Source organism: Mycobacterium sp. 050134, from assembly GCF_036409085.1.
Lineage (GTDB): Bacteria > Actinomycetota > Actinomycetes > Mycobacteriales > Mycobacteriaceae > Mycobacterium.
This window is the reverse complement of the sequence record NZ_JAZGLV010000011.1, coordinates 1-20,198: the sequence shown is the minus strand read 5'-3', so window position 1 is coordinate 20,198 and position 20,198 is coordinate 1. Positions and strand designations below refer to the sequence as shown.

Sequence of the window (20,198 nt, the reverse complement as noted above, 5' to 3'; positions counted from 1 at the left end):
GGTCCTGAAAGGGCATTGATGGCCAGCACTGGCGCGGACACGATTTACCGGAACGGGACCATCGTGACGATGGTCGACGGCCATCGAGAGGCCGAGGCGGTTGCCGTCGCGTCAGGTCGCATTCTGGCGGTCGGTTCCGAACTCGACGTGATGGCAACCAGAAGCGACGCGACCCGCATTGTCGACCTCGCCGGTCATACGCTGATGCCGTCGTTCATCGACGCGCACGGCCATTTCATGAACGCACCGCAGGTGGTCACGTGGGCCAACGTCCAGGGCGTCCCGGCCGGGCCGGTCAGCAAGGTGGCCGACGTCGTTGCCGTCTTGCAGGATCATGTCCGCAAGCTCGGGCTCGGCCCGGGCGACTGGATCATCGGTTACGGCTACGACCGGTCCAATCTGGCCGAGCAGCGCGAGCTCACCGTCGACGACCTGGACCCGTGGTTTCCCGAGAACCCGGTGATGCTGATTCACTGCTCCAACCACGGCGCGGTGCTGAACACCGCGGCGTTCCGGATGGTCGGCTACGACCAGAGCACCGAAACCCCGGCCGGTGGGGTGATCGTCCGTAAGGCCGGCACGAATGTGCCGGCCGGCCTGGTCATGGAGACGGCTTTCCTGCCGATATTCGGCAACATGCCCAAGGCGAGTGAGCGTGAGCGTCTCGGCACCCTGGATGCCGCCCAGCAGATATACGCCCGGGTCGGGGTCACGACGTGCCAGGAAGGTGCCACGAACGCCGCCGACCTGCGATTCCTGCGCAAGGCTGGTGCCGAGGGCCTGCTCTACCTCGACGTGGTGTCGCTGCCGTTCATCTTCGAAATACCCGAGATGCTCAAGCAGTGGGCGCCGGAGTTTCACGGCGGTCCTATCGAACTGCCCGACGACGCCCGCACGGCCTTCGGGGCTTACCGCGACCGCCTGAAGCTTCAGGGCATCAAGCTCGTGCTGGACGGCTCTCCCCAGGGCAAGACGGCATTTTGGACCGAGCCACTGCTCACCGCCGGTCCCGGCGGCGAGCAAGACTGGCGGGGCGTACCGACACTTCCGCCCGAAGTCATCAAGGAGGCGGTTGCCGAGATATACGGCAAAGGCATTCAGGTCTTCATGCACGCCAATGGCGATGCCGCCATCGATCTAGCCATCGAGGGCCTGCGAGACGCCGGCGCTCGCGCCGGGGACGGCCACCGCCCGGTGGTGATCCACTCCCAATGCATGCGGCCCGACCAGCTCGACGCCTATGTCGAACTCGGCGTCAACCCCAGCTTCTTCACCGCGCACACGTTCTACTGGGGCGACGAGCACCTCGCCAATCTCGGTGCGCGCCGCGCGGGCTTCCTCAGTCCGATGGCGTCGGCGATCGCCAAGGGCCTGCACTGCTCCAACCACACGGACTTCTCGGTCACACCGATGGAGCCGATGCGGGTGATGTGGTCATCGATCATGAGGACATCGAAGAAAGGCACCCCGATCGGTCCCGCCGAACGGATCGACGTCTGGCAGGCGTTGCGATCGCTGACCGTTGAGGCGGCCTGGCAGATCTTCGAAGAGGACCTCAAGGGCACGATCGAGCCGGGCAAACTGGCTGACCTGGTCATTCTCGATGCCAACCCGCTCGCGGTCGAGGCGGATGCGTTGCTGGACATCAATGTGGTTGAGACGCTCAAAGAGGGCCGGACGGTCTACCGGGCTGATCACGCCGCGCAACCCGCGCCTGCAGGGCGAGCGTAGGGACGGCGTCCTGAACCGGTCGTCCCGTTGCACCGCGCACAAGAACTCGCGCGAGCGTGCGTGTTTGTACGGCGACACGCTGCTGACGATGGCATTTTGCGCACACTCGCGGCGGATGGGCACTACGCGCGCCGCCGCCGCCATGACAACCACCAATCCGAACTGTTCGCCGACCGTCGTGAGCGAGGCGAGGGCTGACGACCGGAGATACCCGACCGACCAGTCTCGGATGGCCGTCACGCCGTCTTGCGGTGTGGTCATCGATGCGCGGCTCGCATTCGGCCTGGCAAACATATGCCACCGGACGTCGCGTAGCGGTACCCCAGGGCCATCGGCGCCTCCCACGTTTGAGGTCGTCAGTGTCGGGCGGAAAATTAGGGCACTCATCGGCACTCCGTGGCCGGGACAGCGCTGCCGAGTCTGATAACACCGCAGCTCAAATCGCTTTCGCGGAGAAACGTAGCCTACTTGGAAGGCGGTTTCAATACTTAACAAATGCCTAATTGGCCGGCGTGGCTGCGGGCCTGCTTGTCGGGATATTAGCCCAATTCGATGCGCCTGTGCCGTTTCAGCAAACGTGGAACCGAGTCGGCGCGGGTCTCGCGCGCGCGTGCCGGAAAACCGCCGTGACTCCGGCCGTCGCCGCGTGGAACAATCGCTCGCCGTGAAGACCTTCGAGGATCTGTTCGCCGAACTGGGGGAGCGTGCGCGCACCCGACCGCCCGGCAGCGCGACGGTCGCCGCGCTGGACGCGGGGGTGCACGCATTGGGCAAGAAGGTCCTGGAGGAGGCCGGCGAGGTGTGGTTGGCCGCCGAGCACGAGGCCGACGAGGCGCTCGCCGACGAGATCAGCCAGTTGCTCTACTGGACGCAGGTGTTGATGATCGCGCGCGGGCTGTCCCTCGAAGACGTCTACCGGAAGCTGTGAGCATGTTGCGGGTCGCAGTACCCAACAAGGGCGCGCTGAGCGAACCGGCCAGCGAGATCCTCGCCGAGGCCGGCTACCGGCGCCGCACCGACCCCAAGGACCTGACCGTCGTGGATCCGGTCAATCTGGTCGAGTTCTTCTTCTTGCGGCCCAAAGACATTGCCATCTATGTCGGTTCGGGAGAGCTTGACTTCGGCATCACCGGCCGCGACCTGGTGCTGGATTCCGGCGCACGGGTGCGTGAGCGCCTCGCGCTGGGGTTTGGTTCGTCCAGCTTCCGGTACGCGGGACCGGCCGGCAGGCAGTGGACGATGGCCGACCTGGCCGGAAAGCGGATCGCCAGCGCCTATCCGAACCTCGTCCGAAAAGACTTGGCGGTTAAGGGCGTCGACGCAACCGTCATCAGACTGGACGGCGCCGTCGAGATTTCCGTGCAGCTCGGGGTGGCCGACGCCATCGCCGACGTGGTGGGGTCCGGGCGCACGCTCGCCCTGCACAACCTGGTCGCGTTCGGGGATCCGCTGTGCGATTCGGAGGCGGTGCTGATCGAACGCGTCGACCACGACGGCCAGGCCGCCCCCGCCCGCGATCAGCTGGTGGCCCGGGTGCAGGGCGTGGTCTTCGGGCAGCAGTACCTGATGCTCGATTACGACTGTCCTCGCTCGGTGTTGGACAGGGCCACGGCGATCACGCCGGGCCTGGAGTCGCCGACCATCGCCCCGCTGGCCGACCCGGACTGGGTCGCCATCCGCGCGCTGGTCCCCCGCCGGGGCGTCAACGAGATCATGGACGAGCTCGCGGCGATCGGCGCGAAGGCGATCCTGGCGTCCGACATCAGGTTCTGCCGGTTCTGATCGACCGGCACCGGCGGCGCCGCTGTGTTAGCGTCCGCCTAGGGCCGTGCCCGTGTCACCTCCATAGGCCTCAGCCCTGATCGTCGCCGGGCTGTTCACCCCTAGGAGGCTCTCGTGACACACGCTCTGGTTCTGTTGATGGCGTTGCTGATTGGCGTCGTCGCCGGCCTGCGCTCGCTCACCGCTCCCGCGGTCGTCGCCTGGGCGGGCTTTCTCGGATGGATCAACCTGCACGCCACGTGGGCGTCGTGGGTCGCCAACATCATCACGGTCTTGGTGCTGACCGTTCTGGCGATCGGCGAACTGGTCGCCGACAAGCTGCCGCAGACCCCGGCCCGTACCGCGCCGCCCTCGTTCGCCGCCCGGATCGTGATGGGCGCGTTCGCCGGCGCGGTCATCGGGGCCGCGTGGCACTACACCTTCAGCTCGCTGGGCGCTGGTGTGATCGGCGCGGTGCTCGGCACCCTCGGCGGCTTCCACGCCCGGCGGCGGCTGGTCGCCGCCCGTGACGGCCAGGACCTGCCGATCGCGCTGCTCGAGGACGCGATCGCGATCTTGGGAGGTTTCGCGATCCTCGCCGTGACGGCCAGCCTGTGACAGAGCATTTCGATGCGATCATCGTCGGCGCCGGGCAGGCCGGGCCCCCGCTCGCCGGCCGGCTGACCGCTGCCGGGCAGCGCGTCGCCGTGGTCGAGCGCAAGCTCTTCGGCGGGACCTGCGTCAACACCGGATGCATCCCGACGAAGACGCTCGTGGCCAGCGCTTACGCCGCCCACTTGGCGCGGCGCGGCGCCGAGTACGGGGTGCGGACCGGGACCATCAGTGTGGATATGGCGAAGGTTAAGGCGCGCAAGGACGAGATCATGCTCGCCGACCGCGCCGGCATCGAAGGCTGGCTCGACGGCATGGAGGGCTGCACCGTCTTTCGCGGGCATGCCCGTTTCGAGGACCCGCACACCCTTCAGGTCGGCGAAACAGTGGTGAAGGCCGACCGCATCTTCCTCAATGTCGGGGGCCGTGCGGTCGTCCCGGACATCCCCGGGCTGTCCGACGTGGAATACCTGACCAACGTGTCGATCCTCGAACTCGACAGTCTGCCAGAGCATCTCGTCATCGTGGGGGGCAGCTACATCGCGCTGGAGTTCGCCCAGATGTACCGACGCTTCGGGGCCCGGGTGACCGTCGTCGAGCGGGGCTCGCGGCTGGCGTCCCGCGAAGACGAGGACGTGTCGGCCACCGTGCGGGAGATCCTGGAGGCCGAGGGTATCGACGTCATCGTGAACGCCGATGAAGTGCGAGTCTGCAAGTCCGCCAACGGATTCGAGCTGACTCCACGCGCCGGCGCCGACGCCATTGCCGGCAGTCACCTGCTGCTGGCGGTGGGGCGGCGGCCCAACACCGACGACCTGGGCCTCGACGCGGCCGGTGTGCAGACCGATGGGCGTGGCTACATCGTGGTCGATGATCAGCTCAAGACGAGCGTCGACCACATCTGGGCGATGGGCGACTGCAACGGCAAGGGGGCGTTCACCCACACCTCTTACAACGACTTCGAGATCGTCGCCGCCAATCTGCTCGACGACGACCCGCGGCGCGTGAGCGACCGCATCACCGCCTACGCCCTCTACATCGACCCGCCGCTGGGCCGGGCCGGCATGACCGTCGACCAGGTCCGCGCTTCGGGCCGCAGGGCGCTGGCCGGCAAGCGGCCGATGACCAGGGTCGGCAGGGCGGTGGAAAAGGGGGAGACGGAAGGCTTCATGAAAGTCGTGGTCGATGCGGACACCCACGAGATCCTCGGGGCCGCGATCTTCGGGGTGGGGGGTGACGAGGCCGTTCACGCCATCCTGGACGTTATGTCGGCCAAGGCGCCGTACACGACGCTGTCGCGCACAATGCACATCCATCCCACCGTCAGCGAGCTGATTCCCACCATGCTGCAGGAGATGTCACCGCTCGCGTAGTGGCGATCGCAAGCGCGGCGAGGCCGGGCGCGGCGGGTCGCCGCTGTTGAGGTAGTGGCGATCGCAAGCGCGGCGAGGCCGGGCGCGGCGCGCTCCCGCGCCGAACGTGGGTGCCGCGTACCAATTTCGCCGAATTTTCCTGCGTAGCACCCACGTTCGGCGGGTCAATGAACCCGCAGTGATCGTGAGCCCGTGGAACCGGGCAAGCCAGTGCGGCGTCAAACCGCCAGGGTTCCAGCCGCCTCCGGCCAGCCGGGATAGGGCGGGGGAGTGCCGCCGAAGAGCGGGCAGTGCTGCTGATGCGGGCACCAGTCACACAACCGGGACTGGCTGGGGCGGAAATCGCCCGTCTGGCCCGCCGATTGGATGGCGCGCCAGATCGCGATCAGCGTCTTCTCGAAGCGCAGCAGTTCATCGTGATCCGGCGAATAGTCCAACACCTGGCCGTCGGCCAGGTAGATCAGCCGCAAACGCGCGGGTTTCACACCGCGTGACCGCAGCAGCGCAACCGCATAGAACTTCATCTGGAACATCGCTTTGAACTCCGCCAGCGCCCGCGCGGCCGGCGGCGCCTTGCCCGTCTTGTAATCGACCACTCGCAGTTCCCCCGTCGCGGCGACGTCGATGCGGTCGATGAAGCCGCGCAGGAGCGTGCCGTCGGCAAGTTCCACTTCCACGCGTTCTTCGCAGCACTGCGGGTCGAACCGGGTCGGGTCTTCGAGCCGGTAGTACCCGGCCAGCAGCGCGCGCGCCTCGGCCAGCAGCTCGGTTCGCTGGCCGGCGTCGAACTGGCCAGCGAGGTCGGGCTCGGTGGCGATCACCTTGTCCCACGCCGCCTCCACCAGCGTCGCCGCCGTATCGGGACCGCGCTGGGCCGCGGGCAGGCCGTAGAGCTGCTCGAGCGCGGAGTGCACCACCGACCCGCGCAGCTGCGCCGGGGACGGTGCCTCCGGCAGCCGGTCGATCGCCCGGAAGCGATAGAGCAGCGGGCATTGCTTGAAGTCCGCGGCGCGCGACGGGGACAGCGCAGGTTTCGATACCGGCTTCGCGGGCGGCTCTGCAGCCGGATGTGGCGTGGTCTCCACCTGCAGGACGGTCATGTCGGCAGCTTAGGACCGGGGACCGACAACCCCGGCCAGCCGACGCGGCGCGTCGACTGGCACGCTGGACGCCGTGTCCGATACCGGCCCTTTCACCGCGGGGGAACGCGTCCAGCTCACCGACGCCAAGGGGCGGCACTACACGATGGTCCTCACCGAGGGCGTCGAGTTTCATACCCATCGCGGCTCCATCCCCCACGACAGCCTGATCGGCCTGGAACAGGGCAGCGTCGTGAAGTCCAGCAACGGCGCGCTGTTCCTGGTGCTGCGTCCCCTTTTGGTCGACTACGTGATGTCAATGCCCCGCGGCCCGCAGGTGATCTATCCGAAGGACGCGGCGCAGATCGTTCACGAGGGCGACATCTTTCCGGGCGCCCGGGTGCTGGAGGCCGGGGCCGGGTCGGGTGCCCTGACCCTGTCACTGTTGCGCAGCGTGGGGCCGGCGGGACGGGTGGTGTCCTACGAGGCGCGCGCCGACCACGCCGAGCACGCCCGGCGCAACGTCTCGGTGTTCTTCGGCGGGCCGCCCGACAACTGGCAGCTGATCGTCGGCGATCTCGCGGACTCCGACCTACCGGACGGCTCCTTCGACCGTGCCGTCCTGGACATGCTCGCCCCCTGGGAGGTGCTCGACTCCGTGGCGCGGCTGCTCGTTCCCGGCGGCGTGCTGATCATCTACGTCGCCACCGTCACCCAGCTGTCGCGGGCCGTTGAGGCGCTGCGGGCCCAGCAGTGCTGGACCGAACCCCGGTCCTGGGAGACGTTGCAGCGCGGCTGGAACGTCGTCGGCCTGGCGGTGCGACCTCAGCATTCGATGCGCGGACACACCGCCTTCCTGGTGTTCACCCGGCGACTCGCGCCCGGCGCCGTCGCACCGGCCCCGCTGGGCCGCAAGCGCGTGGGGCGCGACGGCTAGGTGCTCAGGTCAGATCGTCGCTGCGCAGCAGCGAGCGACGGACCGACAACAGCTCGAACTCGGGATGGCCGGCGACCAGGCGTTCGGCCGCGTCCAGCACGTCAACCGCATGGCCGCGGTCCCCGGAGACCATCGCCACCCCGATGCCGGCCCGCCGATACAGTTCGTGCGCGCCGGTCTCCGCCGCCGACACGCTCAACTTCCGCTGCAGCTCGGCGACCACGGGACGGATGAACGACCGCTTCTGTTTCAGTGATCGGACATCGCCCAGCAGCACGTCGAACTCCAGCCAGCCGATCCACATCCCGCCGGTCAACCCGGTGGAGGTGGAGTCGCGGCGGGTTCGGACGACGTCGGCGGCGGAACGGGTTCGGGCGGCGGTGGCAACGGTGGGCCGGGCGGCTGCGGAGCGGAACTTGGCGGCGCGGCCGGCGACTTGCCCAGCGCCAACAGCATTTCGGCGGTCCGCCGGGACAACTGCCAGCCGCCCTGGAACGGGGCGAACTCCATCGGGAAGGTGAAGTTCGGGTTGTTCGGCTGCGCCGTGTTGACCGTGACGCTGGCCATCACGTGGGACGGGTTCTTGTCCGACCAGGCGACGTTGTTGGCCGCGAACGTCATGGGCAGATAGCCGTTGTCGCGCAGCGCGCTCACGAACTTGTCCAGGGTGCCCGCGTTCTCGGGCGTCGCGCCCTCGACCAGGCTCACCTTCTCGGTGCCCGGCACGTTCGGATCGGCGAGCCGGGTGAGCACCGCATTGAGGGCTTCGGGGCCCGGCAGTGGGGCGGTCGGGGGAGCTGCGACCGGGATGGAAGTGGCGGGCGGCGCCGGCGTCGAGGGCGACGACTCGATCTTGGGCTCACTCGCCGAACATCCCGCCAGCGCGAACGCCGCCAGGGCTGCGGCGGCGATCAGCTTCAAGGAAGGGTGTCGGGGCATCCAGACGGTCAGCCGGGTTACGGGCGGGTAATCACTGATGTCGGGCTAACGGGTGCAACGGAAGTCACAGCGACGGCCACCATCCCAATGTCGGAGTGGCCGGATGAGCCTGTGGAGAGGCACTTTGCGGTCACTGCGTTCCCTCTGAGCCCTTTCGATCAACACGATTCGTCGCCGAATTTACCAGCGTGACGAAAGTCTTAACTTTTCGTGGGTATTTGACTGCGCACATGAACCGCCAATCGCCGGTAGCTTTGAGGTATCCACACCAATTCGGGGTGGGAAAGGAGCGCAACATGGGTGGCTCAGAGCGTTCTGAAGCATTCGGTACCCCCCGCGAGTCCAGCATGTCCAGCGGCGAAGCTGCCGAATTGGAACAACTACGCCGCGAGGCGGCACTGCTGCGCGAGCAACTGGAGAGCGCGGCGGAAGCGAACGGCAGCGCCCGCTCCGTGCGCGATGTGCACCAGCTGGAGGCCCGCATCGATTCGCTTGCGGCGCGCAACTCCAAGTTGATGGACACCCTCAAGGAGGCGCGTCAGCAGCTGCTGGCGCTGCGCGAGGAGGTCGACCGGCTCGGTCAGCCGCCGAGCGGTTACGGCGTCCTGCTCTCCACGCACGAGGACGACACGGTCGACGTGTTCACCTCGGGTCGCAAGATGCGGCTGACGTGCTCACCGAACATCGACGTCTCGGTCCTGCGCAAGGGGCAGACCGTCCGTCTCAACGAGGCCCTGACCGTCGTCGAGGCGGGCACGTATGAATCGGTCGGCGAGATCTCCACGCTGCGCGAGCTCCTGGCCGATGGCCACCGCGCGCTCGTCGTCGGCCACGCCGACGAGGAGCGCATCGTCTGGCTGGCTGAGCCCCTGGTCGCGCCGGACCTGCCGGACAACCAGCCGCCCGACGCTCTCAACGACGACACTCGGCCGCGAAAGCTGCGGCCCGGCGACTCCCTGCTGGTCGACACCAAGGCCGGCTACGCGTTCGAGCGCATCCCGAAGGCCGAGGTCGAGGACCTGGTGCTCGAGGAGGTGCCCGACGTCAGCTACCTCGACATCGGGGGCCTGACGCGCCAGATCGAACAGATCCGCGACGCCGTCGAGCTGCCGTTTCTGCACAAGGAGCTCTACCGCGAGTATGCGCTGCGCCCGCCCAAAGGCGTGCTGCTCTACGGGCCGCCCGGCTGTGGGAAGACGCTCATCGCCAAGGCGGTGGCGAACTCGCTCGCCAAGAAAATGGCCGAGGTGCGCGGCGACGACGCCCGCGAGGCCAAGTCGTACTTCTTGAACATCAAGGGCCCCGAGCTACTCAACAAGTTCGTGGGTGAGACGGAACGCCACATCCGGCTGATTTTCCAGCGCGCCCGTGAGAAGGCGTCCGAGGGAACGCCGGTGATCGTGTTCTTCGACGAGATGGACTCGATTTTCCGCACCCGCGGCACCGGCGTCTCGTCGGACGTGGAAACCACCGTGGTCCCGCAGCTGCTGAGCGAGATCGACGGCGTGGAGGGGCTCGAGAACGTCATCGTGATCGGCGCCTCCAACCGCGAGGACATGATCGACCCGGCGATCCTGCGGCCGGGCCGGCTGGACGTGAAGATCAAGATCGAGCGGCCGGATGCCGAAGCGGCACAGGACATCTTCTCGAAGTACCTGACCGAGTCGCTGCCGGTGCACGCCGACGACCTCGCCGAGTTCGACGGTGACCGAGCGGCCTGCATCCACGCGATGATCGAGAAGGTCGTCGAACGGATGTACGCCGAGATCGACGACAACCGATTCCTGGAGGTCACCTACGCCAACGGTGACAAGGAAGTCATGTACTTCAAGGACTTCAACTCCGGGGCGATGATCCAGAACGTCGTCGACCGCGCGAAGAAGAACGCGATCAAGTCGGTGTTGGAGACCGGGCAGCCCGGTCTGCGCATCCAGCACCTGCTCGACTCGATCGTCGACGAGTTCGCCGAGAATGAGGACCTGCCCAACACCACCAACCCCGACGACTGGGCGCGAATCTCGGGCAAGAAGGGCGAGCGGATCGTCTACATCCGCACGCTGGTCACCGGCAAGTCGTCGAGCGCGTCTCGGGCCATCGACACCGAGTCCAACCTGGGTCAGTACCTGTAGCGGTCTGGGGCCTCGCCGGCGCGCCTCAGCGTGGTGGCGAGGCCGCCAGGTACCCGCCGCGGGGCCCCGCGAGCGTGCGCAAAATGACGCCCCGCACGGCGTGTCGGCGTACAAACACGCTCGCTCGGCGAAAGAAGAAGAAGGCTGCGGGCCCCTCAGGCCGTGACCAGTGAGTAGCTGTTCGTCAGGTCGTCCTGCAGCACGCAGGCGGCGCGCGACGTGGTGTCGACGCGCAGCTCGCTGGTGAGCACGCGCGGCTGGTAGGACCACCCGTCGGGCAGCTTGAGCCGCTCGCCCAGCTTGGGCAGGTCGGCCCGCGACAGGTTGGGGTCCGCGACCTGGCTCCAGGTCTGCATCACCCAGTGCTGTCCGTGCGGGTCCTGCAGCTCATAGACCTCTTCGCCGGCATTGAAGACGAAGACGGTGTGGCGGCTGACCTGGTTGACCGTGTACGGGACGGGGTTCATCGAGGACAGCAGCACGGTCGCCTGCATGATCATCTCGATGCCGCCGAAGGTCTTCGTGATCTGCGGTCCGCGGGTCTGCTTCTCGATGGCGTTCATCAGCCAGTAGCGCGGGCCGTTGAGCAACGCCGTGGCGGCGCCGTTCTCCTTGGCGATGGCCTGAGCGTCGAGCTCGCGCCACAGCTCCTCGGGGCAGTCGTTGAGGGGGAAGCTGTTGTAGACCGTTGCCTGCGGGCCCGCCTCGCCGGGGGTCACCAGAAGCACCTCGCCATAACGCTTCCCGGACAGGTCGTCGGTCGGTTCGCGAACTATGGGACCTGATTCGGGGGCGGACACACGGTGAAGTTAATCACTGGGCCGGTTTGCGTCAACAGGGCACGCGGCTGCCGCGGCCCCGCGGTCGCGGTTCGCCGCTGACCCGTTCGCACCGCCCCGCATCACGGGCCGGCTCCTCGGCGGGCCTAGGCTGGTGCCATGCAACGGATTATCGGGACGGAGGTCGAGTACGGCATCTCGTCGCCGTCCGACCCGACCGCCAACCCGATCCTCACGTCGACGCAGGCGGTGCTGGCCTACGCGGCCGCCGCCGGCATCCAGCGGGCCAAACGCACCCGCTGGGACTACGAGGTGGAATCGCCGCTGCGCGACGCTCGCGGGTTCGACCTGAGCCGCTCGGCGGGGCCGCCGCCGGTGGTCGACGCCGACGAGGTCGGCGCGGCCAACATGATCCTGACCAACGGCGCCCGTCTCTACGTCGACCACGCGCACCCGGAGTATTCCGCGCCCGAGTGTGCGGACGCCCTTGACGCCGTCATCTGGGACAAGGCCGGCGAAAGGGTGATGGAGGCCGCCGCCAGGCACGTCGCCAGCGTGCCGGGGTCCGCCAAGCTGCAGCTCTACAAGAACAACGTCGATGGCAAGGGCGCCTCGTATGGGGCGCACGAGAACTACCTGATGTCGCGGCAGACGCCGTTCTCCGCGATCATCGCGGGGCTCACCCCGTTCCTGGTGTCCCGGCAGGTCGTGACGGGCTCCGGCCGCGTCGGCATCGGCCCCTCGGGCGACGAGCCCGGCTTCCAGCTGTCGCAGCGCTCCGATTACATCGAGGTCGAGGTCGGGCTGGAGACCACGCTCAAGCGCGGCATCATCAACACCCGCGACGAACCGCACGCCGACGCCGACCGGTACCGCCGCCTGCACGTGATCATCGGTGACGCCAACCTCGCCGAGACCTCGACCTACCTGAAGCTGGGCACCACCGCGCTGGTGCTGGACCTGATCGAGGACGGCCCGGCCCACGGGATCGACCTGAGCGACCTGGCGCTGGCCCGGCCGGTGCACGCCGTCCACGCGATCAGCCGCGACCCGTCGCTGCGGGTCGCCGTCGCCCTGGCGGACGGTCGTGAGATGACCGCCCTTGCGCTGCAACGGATTTATCTCGACCGCGCGGCAAAGCTGGTCGACGGCCGGGACCCCGATCCGCGCGCGTCGCACATCGTCGAAACCTGGGCCGATGTGCTCGATCTGCTCGAGCGCGACCCGATGGAGTGCGCGGAATTGCTCGACTGGCCGGCCAAGTTGCGCTTGCTCGAAGGCTTCCGGCAGCGGGAGAACCTGAGCTGGTCGGCGCCCCGGCTGCACCTGGTCGATCTGCAATATTCCGACGTCCGGCTCGACAAAGGCCTCTACAACCGGCTGGTGGCACGCGGGTCGATGAAGCGTCTGGTGAGCGAGCACCAGGTGCTCGAGGCCGTCGACAATCCGCCGACCGACACGCGCGCCTACTTCCGCGGGGAGTGCCTGCGGCGTTTCGGCGCCGACATCGCCGCCGCCAGCTGGGACTCCGTGATCTTCGACCTCGGCGGCGATTCGCTGGTCCGCATCCCGACCCTGGAGCCGCTGCGGGGCAGTAAGGCGCACGTCGGCGCGCTGCTGGACTCGGTCGACAGCGCCGTCGAACTGGTGGAGCAACTCACCAGCTAAGCCCGGTTCGGCGGGGAAACGTCGGGGTCGACCGGTAGGGTAGGGAAAGACCAGCGGGCAGTTCGGTTAAGTAACCAAACTGGCCGCTGATGAGATTCACCGAAAGCAGGAGGCGGCTATGGCTCAGGAGCAGACCAAGCGTGGTGGTGGAGGCGGCGATGACGACGAGCTCGCCGGCAGCACCGCCGCGGGCCAGGAGCGCCGCGAGAAGCTGGCCGAAGACACCGACGACCTGCTCGACGAGATCGACGACGTCCTTGAGGAGAACGCCGAGGACTTCGTCCGCGCGTATGTCCAAAAGGGCGGACAGTGACCTGGTCGTTCTCTGATCGCCTGTCCACCAATTTCGCTCTCTCGGGAAACTCGGCAGTAAATCTGTCGTCGTTCGCCGACTACCTGCGCCGCGAGGCGCCCGAGCTGCTGCCGACGAACCTCGGCGGCGGCCATCATCCCGGTGGGGCTGGCGCGCAACTGCCGCACGGCACCACGATCGTCGCGCTGAAATACCCGGGCGGTGTCGTCCTCGCGGGTGACCGGCGCTCGACGCGGGGCAACATGATCGCCGGGCGCGACGTCAAGAAGGTGTACATCACCGACGACTACACCGCCACGGGGATCGCGGGTACCGCCGCGATCGCCGTGGAGTTCGCGCGCCTTTACGCGGTGGAGCTCGAGCACTACGAGAAGCTCGAGGGCGTGCCGCTCACGTTCGCCGGCAAGGTGAACCGGCTCGCCATCATGGTCCGCGGCAACCTGGCGGCCGCGATGCAGGGCCTGGTGGCGCTCCCGCTGTTGGCGGGCTACGACATCCACGCCTCCGATCCGCAGAGCGCCGGCCGCATCGTGTCGTTCGACGCCGCCGGCGGCTGGAACCTGGAAGAAGAGGGCTACCAGTCGGTGGGGTCGGGATCGATCTTCGCGAAGTCGTCGATCAAGAAGCTGTACTCGCAAGTGACGGACGCCGATTCCGCGGTGCGCGTGGCCGTGGAGGCGCTGTACGACGCCGCCGACGACGACTCGGCAACCGGCGGACCGGATCTGGTCCGCGGTATCTACCCGACGGCGGTCACCATCGGCGCCGAAGGCGCCGCCGACGTGCCGGAGAGCCGCATCGCCGAACTGGCCCGTCAGGTCATCGAAAGTCGTTCGCGCGCCGATACATTCGGCTCCGACGCCGAGTCGCGAGGGGATAAGTGAGCTTCCCGTATTTCATTTCGCCCGAACAGGCGATGCGCGAGCGCAGCGAGCTCGCGCGCAAGGGCATCGCCCGCGGCCGCAGCGTGGTCGCGCTGGCCTATGCGGGTGGCGTGCTGTTCGTCGCGGAGAACCCGTCGCGGTCGCTGCAGAAGATCAGCGAACTCTACGATCGCGTGGGCTTCGCTGCAGCCGGCAAGTTCAACGAGTTCGACAACCTGCGCCGCGGCGGAATCCAGTTCGCCGACACCCGCGGCTACGCCTACGACCGGCGCGACGTCACCGGCAGGCAGCTGGCCAACGTCTACGCTCAGACGCTGGGCACCATCTTCACCGAGCAGGCCAAGCCCTACGAGGTCGAGTTGTGTGTCGCCGAGGTCGCGCACTACGGCGAGACCAAGCCGCCCGAGCTCTACCGGATCCTGTATGACGGGTCGATCGCCGACGAGCCGCATTTCGTGGTGATGGGCGGGACGACGGAGCCGATCGCCACCGCCCTCAAGGACACCTACACCGAGAACGCGGACCTGGCCGACGCCGTGCGCATCGCGGTCGACGCGCTGCGTGCGGGCAGCCCGGACAACTCGTCGAGCTCTTCCAGCGATCAGCCCACGCTGGGGGTGGCCTCTTTGGAGGTCGCCGTCCTGGACGCGAGCCGGCCGCGGCGCGCGTTCCGTCGGATCACTGGCGCCGCGCTCGACGCGCTGTTGCCGCAGAGCAATGGTTCGGACAAAGGCTCGGGTTCGGGCTCAGGTTCGGACAAAGGCTCCAAAGAGGGCAAGCCGGCGAAATAGCCCCCGCCGCGCCGCCGCCGCTCGTGCGGCGTGTCGGAACCCCGCGATGCCGGTGGGTTGCTGTGCCGTCATGCCCGATCAGCGGCGCCGCCGCCCGCTCCAGCGGCATTCACTCAACCAAAACGGGCACTTACTGCGACGCTTTCACACCACAGGCGGCCACAGCCAGTACCCTCGATTACGTGCAGCGACGAATCATGGGCATCGAGACCGAGTTCGGTGTCACCTGCACCTTTCACGGTCATCGTCGGCTGAGTCCGGACGAGGTCGCCCGCTATCTGTTCCGCCGGGTGGTGTCGTGGGGGCGCAGTTCGAACGTTTTCTTGCGTAACGGGGCCCGCCTCTACCTCGACGTGGGGAGCCACCCCGAGTACGCCACCGCCGAGTGTGACAGCCTGGTGCAGCTGGTCACCCACGATCGGGCCGGGGAATGGGTGCTCGAGGACCTGCTCATCGACGCCGAGCAGCGGCTCGCTGACGAGGGCATCGGCGGCGACATCTATCTGTTCAAGAACAACACCGACTCGGCCGGCAACTCCTACGGCTGCCACGAGAACTATTTGATCGTGCGGGCCGGGGAGTTTTCCCGGATCTCCGACGTGCTGCTGCCGTTCCTGGTCACCCGCCAACTGATCTGCGGTGCCGGCAAGGTGCTACAGACCCCGAAGGCGGCGACGTTCTGCCTGTCCCAGCGCGCCGAGCACATCTGGGAGGGCGTGTCCTCGGCGACCACGCGCAGCAGGCCGATCATCAACACCCGCGACGAGCCGCACGCCGACGCCGAGAAGTACCGGCGCCTGCACGTCATCGTTGGCGATTCCAACATGTGCGAGACGACGACGATGCTCAAGGTGGGCACCGCGGCGCTGGTGCTCGAGATGATCGAGGCCGGGGTGCCGTTCCGCGACTTCTCGCTGGACAACCCGATCCGCGCGATCCGGGAGGTCAGCCACGACACCACGGGCCGCCGGCCGGTGCGGCTGGCGGGCGGCCGGCAGGCCAGCGCCCTGGACATCCAGCGCGAGTACTACAGCCGGGCCGTCGAGCACCTGCAGACCCGCGAGCCCAACGCGCAGATCGAGCAGGTCGTCGACCTGTGGGGCCGCCAGCTCGACGCGGTCGAGAGCCAGGACTTCGCCAAGGTGGACACCGAGATCGACTGGGTCATCAAGCGCAAGCTGTTCCAGCGCTATCAGGACCGCTACAACATGGAGCTGTCCGACCCGAAGATCGCCCAGCTCGACCTGGCCTACCACGACATCAAGCGGGGTCGCGGGGTCTTCGACCTGCTGCAGCGCAAGGGCCTGGCGGCGCGGGTGACCACCGACGAGGAGATCGCGGAGGCGGTCGACACCCCGCCGCAGACCACCCGCGCCCGGCTGCGCGGCGAGTTCATCAGCGCCGCCCAGGCGGCGGGCCGCGACTTCACGGTCGACTGGGTGCACCTCAAGCTCAACGACCAGGCGCAGCGGACGGTGCTGTGCAAGGACCCGTTCCGCGCGGTCGACGAACGGGTCAAGCGGCTGATCGCCAGCATGTAGCCATCGGTCCTATCAGTCACACCCACGTGATATCGACTTTCGTGTAGTTGTGGTCCCTGCCAACTCGGGACGCGTGGGGCGAATGTGAAAAATGCGACTCGCCCGCCGGTGCACGCGAGGGACGAGCGCCAGCGATAACCTTTAGCCAATGGCGACTTCCAAAGTAGAACGGCTGGTGAACCTCGTCATCGCCCTGCTGTCCACCCGCGGCTACGTCACCGCCGAGAAGATCAGGTCCACCGTGGCCGGGTATTCGGACAGCCCGAGCGCCGAGGCGTTCTCGCGGATGTTCGAGCGCGACAAGAACGAATTGCGTGACCTCGGCATCCCGCTCGAGGTCGGCCGGGTGTCCGCCCTGGATCCCACCGAGGGCTACCGGATCAACCGCGACGCGTACTCGCTGCCACCCGTCGAGCTCACCCCCGACGAGGTGGCCGCGGTGGCGGTCGCCACCCAGTTGTGGGAGTCACCGGAGCTGATCACCGCCACCCAGGGCGCCCTGCTCAAGCTGCGGGCCGCCGGGGTCGACGTCGATCCCTTCGACGCGGGCGCCCCGGTGGCGATCGCCTCCCCGTCCGGCGTTCCCGGCCTGCGCGGTTCCGAGGACGTCCTGGGAATCCTCTTGTCCGCCATCGACTCCGGGCAGGCGGTGCAGTTCCCGCACCGATCGTCACGGGCCGAGCCCTACAGCACCCGCACCGTCGAACCGTGGGGCGTGGTCACCCACCGGGGCCGCTGGTACCTCGTGGGTCACGACCGCGATCGAGACGACATCCGCGTGTTCCGCCTCTCGCGGATCGGCGCGGACGTCGCGCCGGTCGGCCCCGTCGGCGCCGTCACCGTCCCCGACGGCGTGAACCTGCGGGACATCGTCGCCGACAGAGTCACCGACGTCTCGGCGGCGCCGGCCGGCGGCCGGGCCCGGGTCTGGGTGGCCGACGGGCGCGCCACCGCCCTGCGCCGGGCGGCACGAGCCGCGGAGGGGCGCCGAGTCGGCGACCGTGACGGCGAGGTGATCGAGCTCGACATCCGGGCCGCCGATCAACTGGCGCGCGACATCGCCGGATACGGGGCGGACGCCATCGTGCTCGAACCGGATTCCCTGCGCGAGGACGTGCTCGACCGCCTGCGCGGCCACGCGGGAATGGGGGAGTCCCGGTGACTCCGGTATCGACCCGGCTGATCCGGCTGCTGAACATGGTTCCGTACTTCCAGGCCAATCCGCGGATCACCCGCACCGAGGCGGCCGCGGACCTGGGCGTGTCGATCAAGCAGCTGGAAGATGACCTCAACCAGCTGTGGATGTGCGGCCTGCCCGGCTACTTCCCGGGCGATCTCATCGATTTCGAATTCTCCGGCGACACGATTCAGGTGACCTTCTCGGCCGGCATCGACCGGCCGCTCAAGCTCACCTCTCCGGAGGCCACCGGCCTGCTGGTGGCGCTGCGCGCGCTCGCCGACATCCCCGGCGTGGTCGATCCGGAGGCGGCGCGCAGCGCGATCGCCAAGATCGAGGCCGCCGCCGGCGCCGTCGGGCGCGACACCGTGGCGTCGGTGACCGCCGCCGCCGAGCCCGCGCCCGTCGAGGATCGAGTCGCCGCCGCGGTGCGGGCGGCCGTCCGGCAAAAGCGTGCGCTGATCATCGACTACTACTCGGCGTCCCGGGACACGTTGACGAGCCGGATCGTCGATCCCATTCGGGTGTTGCTGATCGGCGGGCAGAGTTACCTCGAGGCCTGGTCCCGCGAGTCCGAGGGAGTACGGCTGTTCCGCTTCGACCGGATCGTGGACGCCAACGAATCGGGCGAGCCGGCCGCGCCCCCCGAGCCGGTGCTGCAGGCGCCGCCGGACACCTCGCTGTTCGACGGCGACCCGTCCCTGCCGTCGGCGACGCTGCGGGTGGCGCCCTCGGCGTCGTGGATGCTGGAGTACTACCCGATGCGCGACGTCCGCGAGCTGCCCGACGGCTCGTGCGAGGCCGTCATGACCTACGCGTCCGAGCACTGGATGACGCGGCTGGTCCTGGGCTTCGGCTCGGCGGTCCGGGTGCTCGAACCGCAGTCGCTCGCACAGCGTGTACGGGAAGCGGCGCAGGAGGCACTGGCGGCCTACGAGGGCACCCGCCAGGGGTGAGCTGGTTCCGGCGCGGCGCGGGCACACCGGCAGTTCGCCCGGCTGCGGTAGCATCGGGTGGACGTCTGGAGGTAATCAAAGTGGGCAGTCTTAGTCCGTGGCACTGGGCGATCCTCGCTGTCGTAGTGATCCTGCTGTTCGGCGCCAAGAAGCTCCCCGATGCCGCGCGCTCCTTGGGCAAATCAATGCGCATCTTCAAGTCCGAACTCCGCGAAATGCAGAGCGAGAACAAGACGGACGCGCCTTCCCTGCAAACAAACTCCGACACCCCGCAGCCCGTGCAGTCGCAGCGAGTCGACCCGCCGGCCACGAGCGAGCAGGGTCACAGCGAAGCGCGCCCGGCTTAGCGCGGCAGTCGTCGGCGCGGTGCCCGGGCGCCACTGATCAAGCCTCGTGAACACACCCAGAATTTCAGCGCGCGCCGCCGGCCTGCTGAAGCGGCTCAACCCCCGCCAGCGTCGCAGCCGCACCAATCCCGACGCGACGATGTCGCTCGTCGACCACCTGACGGAGCTGCGCACCCGGTTGCTGATCGCCCTGGGCGCGATCCTGATCACCACGATCTTCGGGTTCTTCTGGTATTCGCACGGAATCTTCGGCCTGGAGAGCCTCGGCGAGTGGTTGCGCCATCCCTACTGTTCGCTGCCGCAGTCGGCGCGCGCGAGCATCAGCGCCAACGGGCAGTGCCGGTTGCTGGCGACGGCTCCCTTCGACCAGTTCATGCTGCGGCTGAAGGTGGGGATGACGGCCGGGGTCGTGCTGGCCTGCCCGGTCTGGTTCTACCAGCTGTGGGCGTTCATCACGCCCGGGCTCTATCAGAAGGAGCGCCGTTTCGCGATCGCGTTCGTGATCCCCGCGGCGATGCTGTTCGTGGCGGGCGCCGTGCTGGCGTACTTCGTGCTGTCCAAGGCGCTGGGCTTCCTGTTGACCGTCGGCAGCGACGTGCAGGTGACCGCGCTGTCGGGCGACCGGTATTTCGGTTTCCTGATCAACCTGCTGGTGGTGTTCGGCGTCAGCTTCGAATTCCCGTTGCTGATCGCGATGCTCAACATGGCCGGGGTGGTGACCTACGAGCGGCTCAAGTCGTGGCGGCGCGGTCTGATCTTCGGCATGTTCGTGTTCGCGGCCGTCTTCACGCCGGGCTCCGACCCCTTCTCGATGACCGCGCTCGGTGTGGCGCTGTCGGTGCTGCTCGAGTTCGCGATCCAGATCTCCCGCGTGCACGACCGGCGAAAGGCCAAGCGCGAAGCTCTGGTCGAGATTCCCGACGACGAGGCCTCGATGATCGAGCCGCCCGCACCGATCCCCGAGCCCTCGGTCACCGGCGGTCAGCATGACGACGTCACCTAACCCCGCCCACGCCACTCGTCGTCCCCGCGAGGCGGCCGCCCGCCGTCGTCCCCGCGAGCGTGCGTGTTTGTACGCCGACACGCCGGTGGTTTCAAGGGATCGATGCAACACCCCTTTTGGCTTGAGGAGTGTTGTGGGTTCGAGTGTGGTGTTGCGTTCGAGGATGCCGGCGTTTTGG

20 protein-coding genes are annotated in these 20,198 nt (G+C 67.9%); 16 read left to right on the top strand and 4 right to left on the bottom strand.

Translation table 11 applies throughout. The features are described from left to right. The first annotated feature begins 18 nt into the window (after positions 1–18). The 5 genes from SKC42_RS14645 to SKC42_RS14620 all read left to right on the top strand — a co-directional run bounded on the left by SKC42_RS14645 (position 19) and on the right by SKC42_RS14620 (position 5,477). Entirely contained in the window at positions 19–1,731 is a 1,713-nt protein-coding gene (locus tag SKC42_RS14645; protein ID WP_330965027.1) for an amidohydrolase, read from the top strand. A 646-nt stretch (positions 1,732–2,377) separates the two neighbouring features. Continuing rightward, the gene (locus SKC42_RS14635; protein WP_330965026.1) at positions 2,378–2,659 is read left to right on the top strand and encodes a phosphoribosyl-ATP diphosphatase; all 282 of its coding nucleotides are present in this window, start codon (positions 2,378–2,380) and stop codon (positions 2,657–2,659) included. Positions 2,660–2,661: 2 nt separating this feature from the next. Then, positions 2,662–3,513: an ATP phosphoribosyltransferase gene (hisG, locus tag SKC42_RS14630; RefSeq protein WP_330965025.1), complete on the top strand. Its 852-nt coding sequence runs from the start codon at positions 2,662–2,664 to the stop codon at positions 3,511–3,513. Between the two features lie 114 nt (positions 3,514–3,627). Next, positions 3,628–4,110 (top strand): DUF4126 domain-containing protein, encoded by a 483-nt coding sequence (locus SKC42_RS14625; protein ID WP_330965024.1) that lies wholly within the window; start codon positions 3,628–3,630, stop codon positions 4,108–4,110. After that, the gene (locus tag SKC42_RS14620; protein ID WP_330965023.1) at positions 4,107–5,477 is read left to right on the top strand and encodes an FAD-containing oxidoreductase; all 1,371 of its coding nucleotides are present in this window, start codon (positions 4,107–4,109) and stop codon (positions 5,475–5,477) included. The genes SKC42_RS14625 and SKC42_RS14620 overlap by 4 nt, the downstream gene beginning before the upstream one ends. A gap of 218 nt (positions 5,478–5,695) precedes the next feature. Here SKC42_RS14620 and SKC42_RS14615 read toward each other — a convergent pair whose 3' ends face one another. Then, entirely contained in the window at positions 5,696–6,577 is an 882-nt protein-coding gene (locus tag SKC42_RS14615; RefSeq protein WP_330965022.1) for a RecB family exonuclease, read from the bottom strand. A gap of 73 nt (positions 6,578–6,650) precedes the next feature. Here SKC42_RS14615 and trmI point away from each other — a divergent pair, with 73 nt between their 5' ends. After that, positions 6,651–7,493, top strand: coding sequence for a tRNA (adenine(58)-N(1))-methyltransferase TrmI (gene trmI / locus SKC42_RS14610; protein WP_330965021.1), 843 nt, complete (start codon positions 6,651–6,653; stop codon positions 7,491–7,493). 4 nt (positions 7,494–7,497) lie between these two features. Here trmI and SKC42_RS14605 read toward each other — a convergent pair whose 3' ends face one another. Both SKC42_RS14605 and SKC42_RS14600 read right to left on the bottom strand, forming a co-directional pair. Beyond that, entirely contained in the window at positions 7,498–7,797 is a 300-nt protein-coding gene (locus SKC42_RS14605; protein WP_330965172.1) for a DUF503 domain-containing protein, read from the bottom strand. An 8-nt stretch (positions 7,798–7,805) separates the two neighbouring features. Further along, the gene (locus SKC42_RS14600) at positions 7,806–8,432 is read right to left on the bottom strand and encodes a hypothetical protein (protein ID WP_330965020.1); all 627 of its coding nucleotides are present in this window, start codon (positions 8,430–8,432) and stop codon (positions 7,806–7,808) included. Between the two features lie 296 nt (positions 8,433–8,728). On the opposite strand from SKC42_RS14600, the gene arc reads away from it, so the two are divergent. Then, the gene (gene arc / locus SKC42_RS14595; protein ID WP_330965019.1) at positions 8,729–10,561 is read left to right on the top strand and encodes a proteasome ATPase; all 1,833 of its coding nucleotides are present in this window, start codon (positions 8,729–8,731) and stop codon (positions 10,559–10,561) included. A gap of 155 nt (positions 10,562–10,716) precedes the next feature. Here arc and SKC42_RS14590 read toward each other — a convergent pair whose 3' ends face one another. Further along, entirely contained in the window at positions 10,717–11,361 is a 645-nt protein-coding gene (locus SKC42_RS14590; RefSeq protein ID WP_442932148.1) for a hypothetical protein, read from the bottom strand. Positions 11,362–11,499: 138 nt separating this feature from the next. Here SKC42_RS14590 and dop point away from each other — a divergent pair, with 138 nt between their 5' ends. From dop to tatC, 9 genes are all read left to right on the top strand, one after another. After that, positions 11,500–13,008, top strand: a complete 1,509-nt coding sequence (gene dop, locus SKC42_RS14585) for a pup deamidase/depupylase (protein ID WP_330965018.1) — start codon at positions 11,500–11,502, stop codon at positions 13,006–13,008. Between the two features lie 118 nt (positions 13,009–13,126). Continuing rightward, complete coding sequence (locus SKC42_RS14580) at positions 13,127–13,321, top strand: ubiquitin-like protein Pup (RefSeq protein ID WP_330965017.1); 195 nt, start codon at positions 13,127–13,129, stop codon at positions 13,319–13,321. After that, positions 13,318–14,205, top strand: coding sequence for a proteasome subunit beta (gene prcB / locus SKC42_RS14575; RefSeq protein ID WP_330965016.1), 888 nt, complete (start codon positions 13,318–13,320; stop codon positions 14,203–14,205). The genes SKC42_RS14580 and prcB overlap by 4 nt, the downstream gene beginning before the upstream one ends. Next, complete coding sequence (gene prcA, locus SKC42_RS14570) at positions 14,202–14,996, top strand: proteasome subunit alpha (RefSeq protein ID WP_330965015.1); 795 nt, start codon at positions 14,202–14,204, stop codon at positions 14,994–14,996. The genes prcB and prcA overlap by 4 nt, the downstream gene beginning before the upstream one ends. A gap of 182 nt (positions 14,997–15,178) precedes the next feature. Continuing rightward, entirely contained in the window at positions 15,179–16,537 is a 1,359-nt protein-coding gene (gene pafA / locus SKC42_RS14565) for a Pup--protein ligase (protein WP_330965014.1), read from the top strand. A gap of 148 nt (positions 16,538–16,685) precedes the next feature. Continuing rightward, complete coding sequence (locus tag SKC42_RS14560) at positions 16,686–17,699, top strand: helix-turn-helix transcriptional regulator (RefSeq protein WP_330965013.1); 1,014 nt, start codon at positions 16,686–16,688, stop codon at positions 17,697–17,699. After that, the gene (locus SKC42_RS14555; protein WP_330965012.1) at positions 17,696–18,670 is read left to right on the top strand and encodes a helix-turn-helix transcriptional regulator; all 975 of its coding nucleotides are present in this window, start codon (positions 17,696–17,698) and stop codon (positions 18,668–18,670) included. The genes SKC42_RS14560 and SKC42_RS14555 overlap by 4 nt, the downstream gene beginning before the upstream one ends. Before the next feature lie 80 nt (positions 18,671–18,750). Then, positions 18,751–19,017, top strand: coding sequence for a Sec-independent protein translocase subunit TatA (tatA, locus tag SKC42_RS14550; protein WP_330965011.1), 267 nt, complete (start codon positions 18,751–18,753; stop codon positions 19,015–19,017). Positions 19,018–19,156: 139 nt separating this feature from the next. Next, complete coding sequence (tatC, locus tag SKC42_RS14545; RefSeq protein WP_442932159.1) at positions 19,157–20,020, top strand: twin-arginine translocase subunit TatC; 864 nt, start codon at positions 19,157–19,159, stop codon at positions 20,018–20,020. Positions 20,021–20,198 lie beyond the last annotated feature (178 nt).

What these genes read in the sequence shown, in the direction of transcription:
- SKC42_RS14645 (WP_330965027.1), top strand. Translation starts at nt 19, where the DNA reads ATGGCCAGCACTGGCGCGGACACGATTTACCGGAACGGGACCATCGTG.
- SKC42_RS14615 (WP_330965022.1), bottom strand. Translation starts at nt 6,577, where the DNA reads ATGACCGTCCTGCAGGTGGAGACCACGCCACATCCGGCTGCAGAGCCG.
- SKC42_RS14560 (WP_330965013.1), top strand. Translation starts at nt 16,686, where the DNA reads ATGGCGACTTCCAAAGTAGAACGGCTGGTGAACCTCGTCATCGCCCTG.
- SKC42_RS14605 (WP_330965172.1), bottom strand. Translation starts at nt 7,797, where the DNA reads ATGTGGATCGGCTGGCTGGAGTTCGACGTGCTGCTGGGCGATGTCCGA.
- hisG (WP_330965025.1), top strand. Translation starts at nt 2,662, where the DNA reads ATGTTGCGGGTCGCAGTACCCAACAAGGGCGCGCTGAGCGAACCGGCC.
- SKC42_RS14580 (WP_330965017.1), top strand. Translation starts at nt 13,127, where the DNA reads ATGGCTCAGGAGCAGACCAAGCGTGGTGGTGGAGGCGGCGATGACGAC.
- tatC (WP_442932159.1), top strand. Translation starts at nt 19,157, where the DNA reads ATGTCGCTCGTCGACCACCTGACGGAGCTGCGCACCCGGTTGCTGATC.
- dop (WP_330965018.1), top strand. Translation starts at nt 11,500, where the DNA reads ATGCAACGGATTATCGGGACGGAGGTCGAGTACGGCATCTCGTCGCCG.
- SKC42_RS14600 (WP_330965020.1), bottom strand. Translation starts at nt 8,432, where the DNA reads ATGCCCCGACACCCTTCCTTGAAGCTGATCGCCGCCGCAGCCCTGGCG.
- arc (WP_330965019.1), top strand. Translation starts at nt 8,729, where the DNA reads ATGGGTGGCTCAGAGCGTTCTGAAGCATTCGGTACCCCCCGCGAGTCC.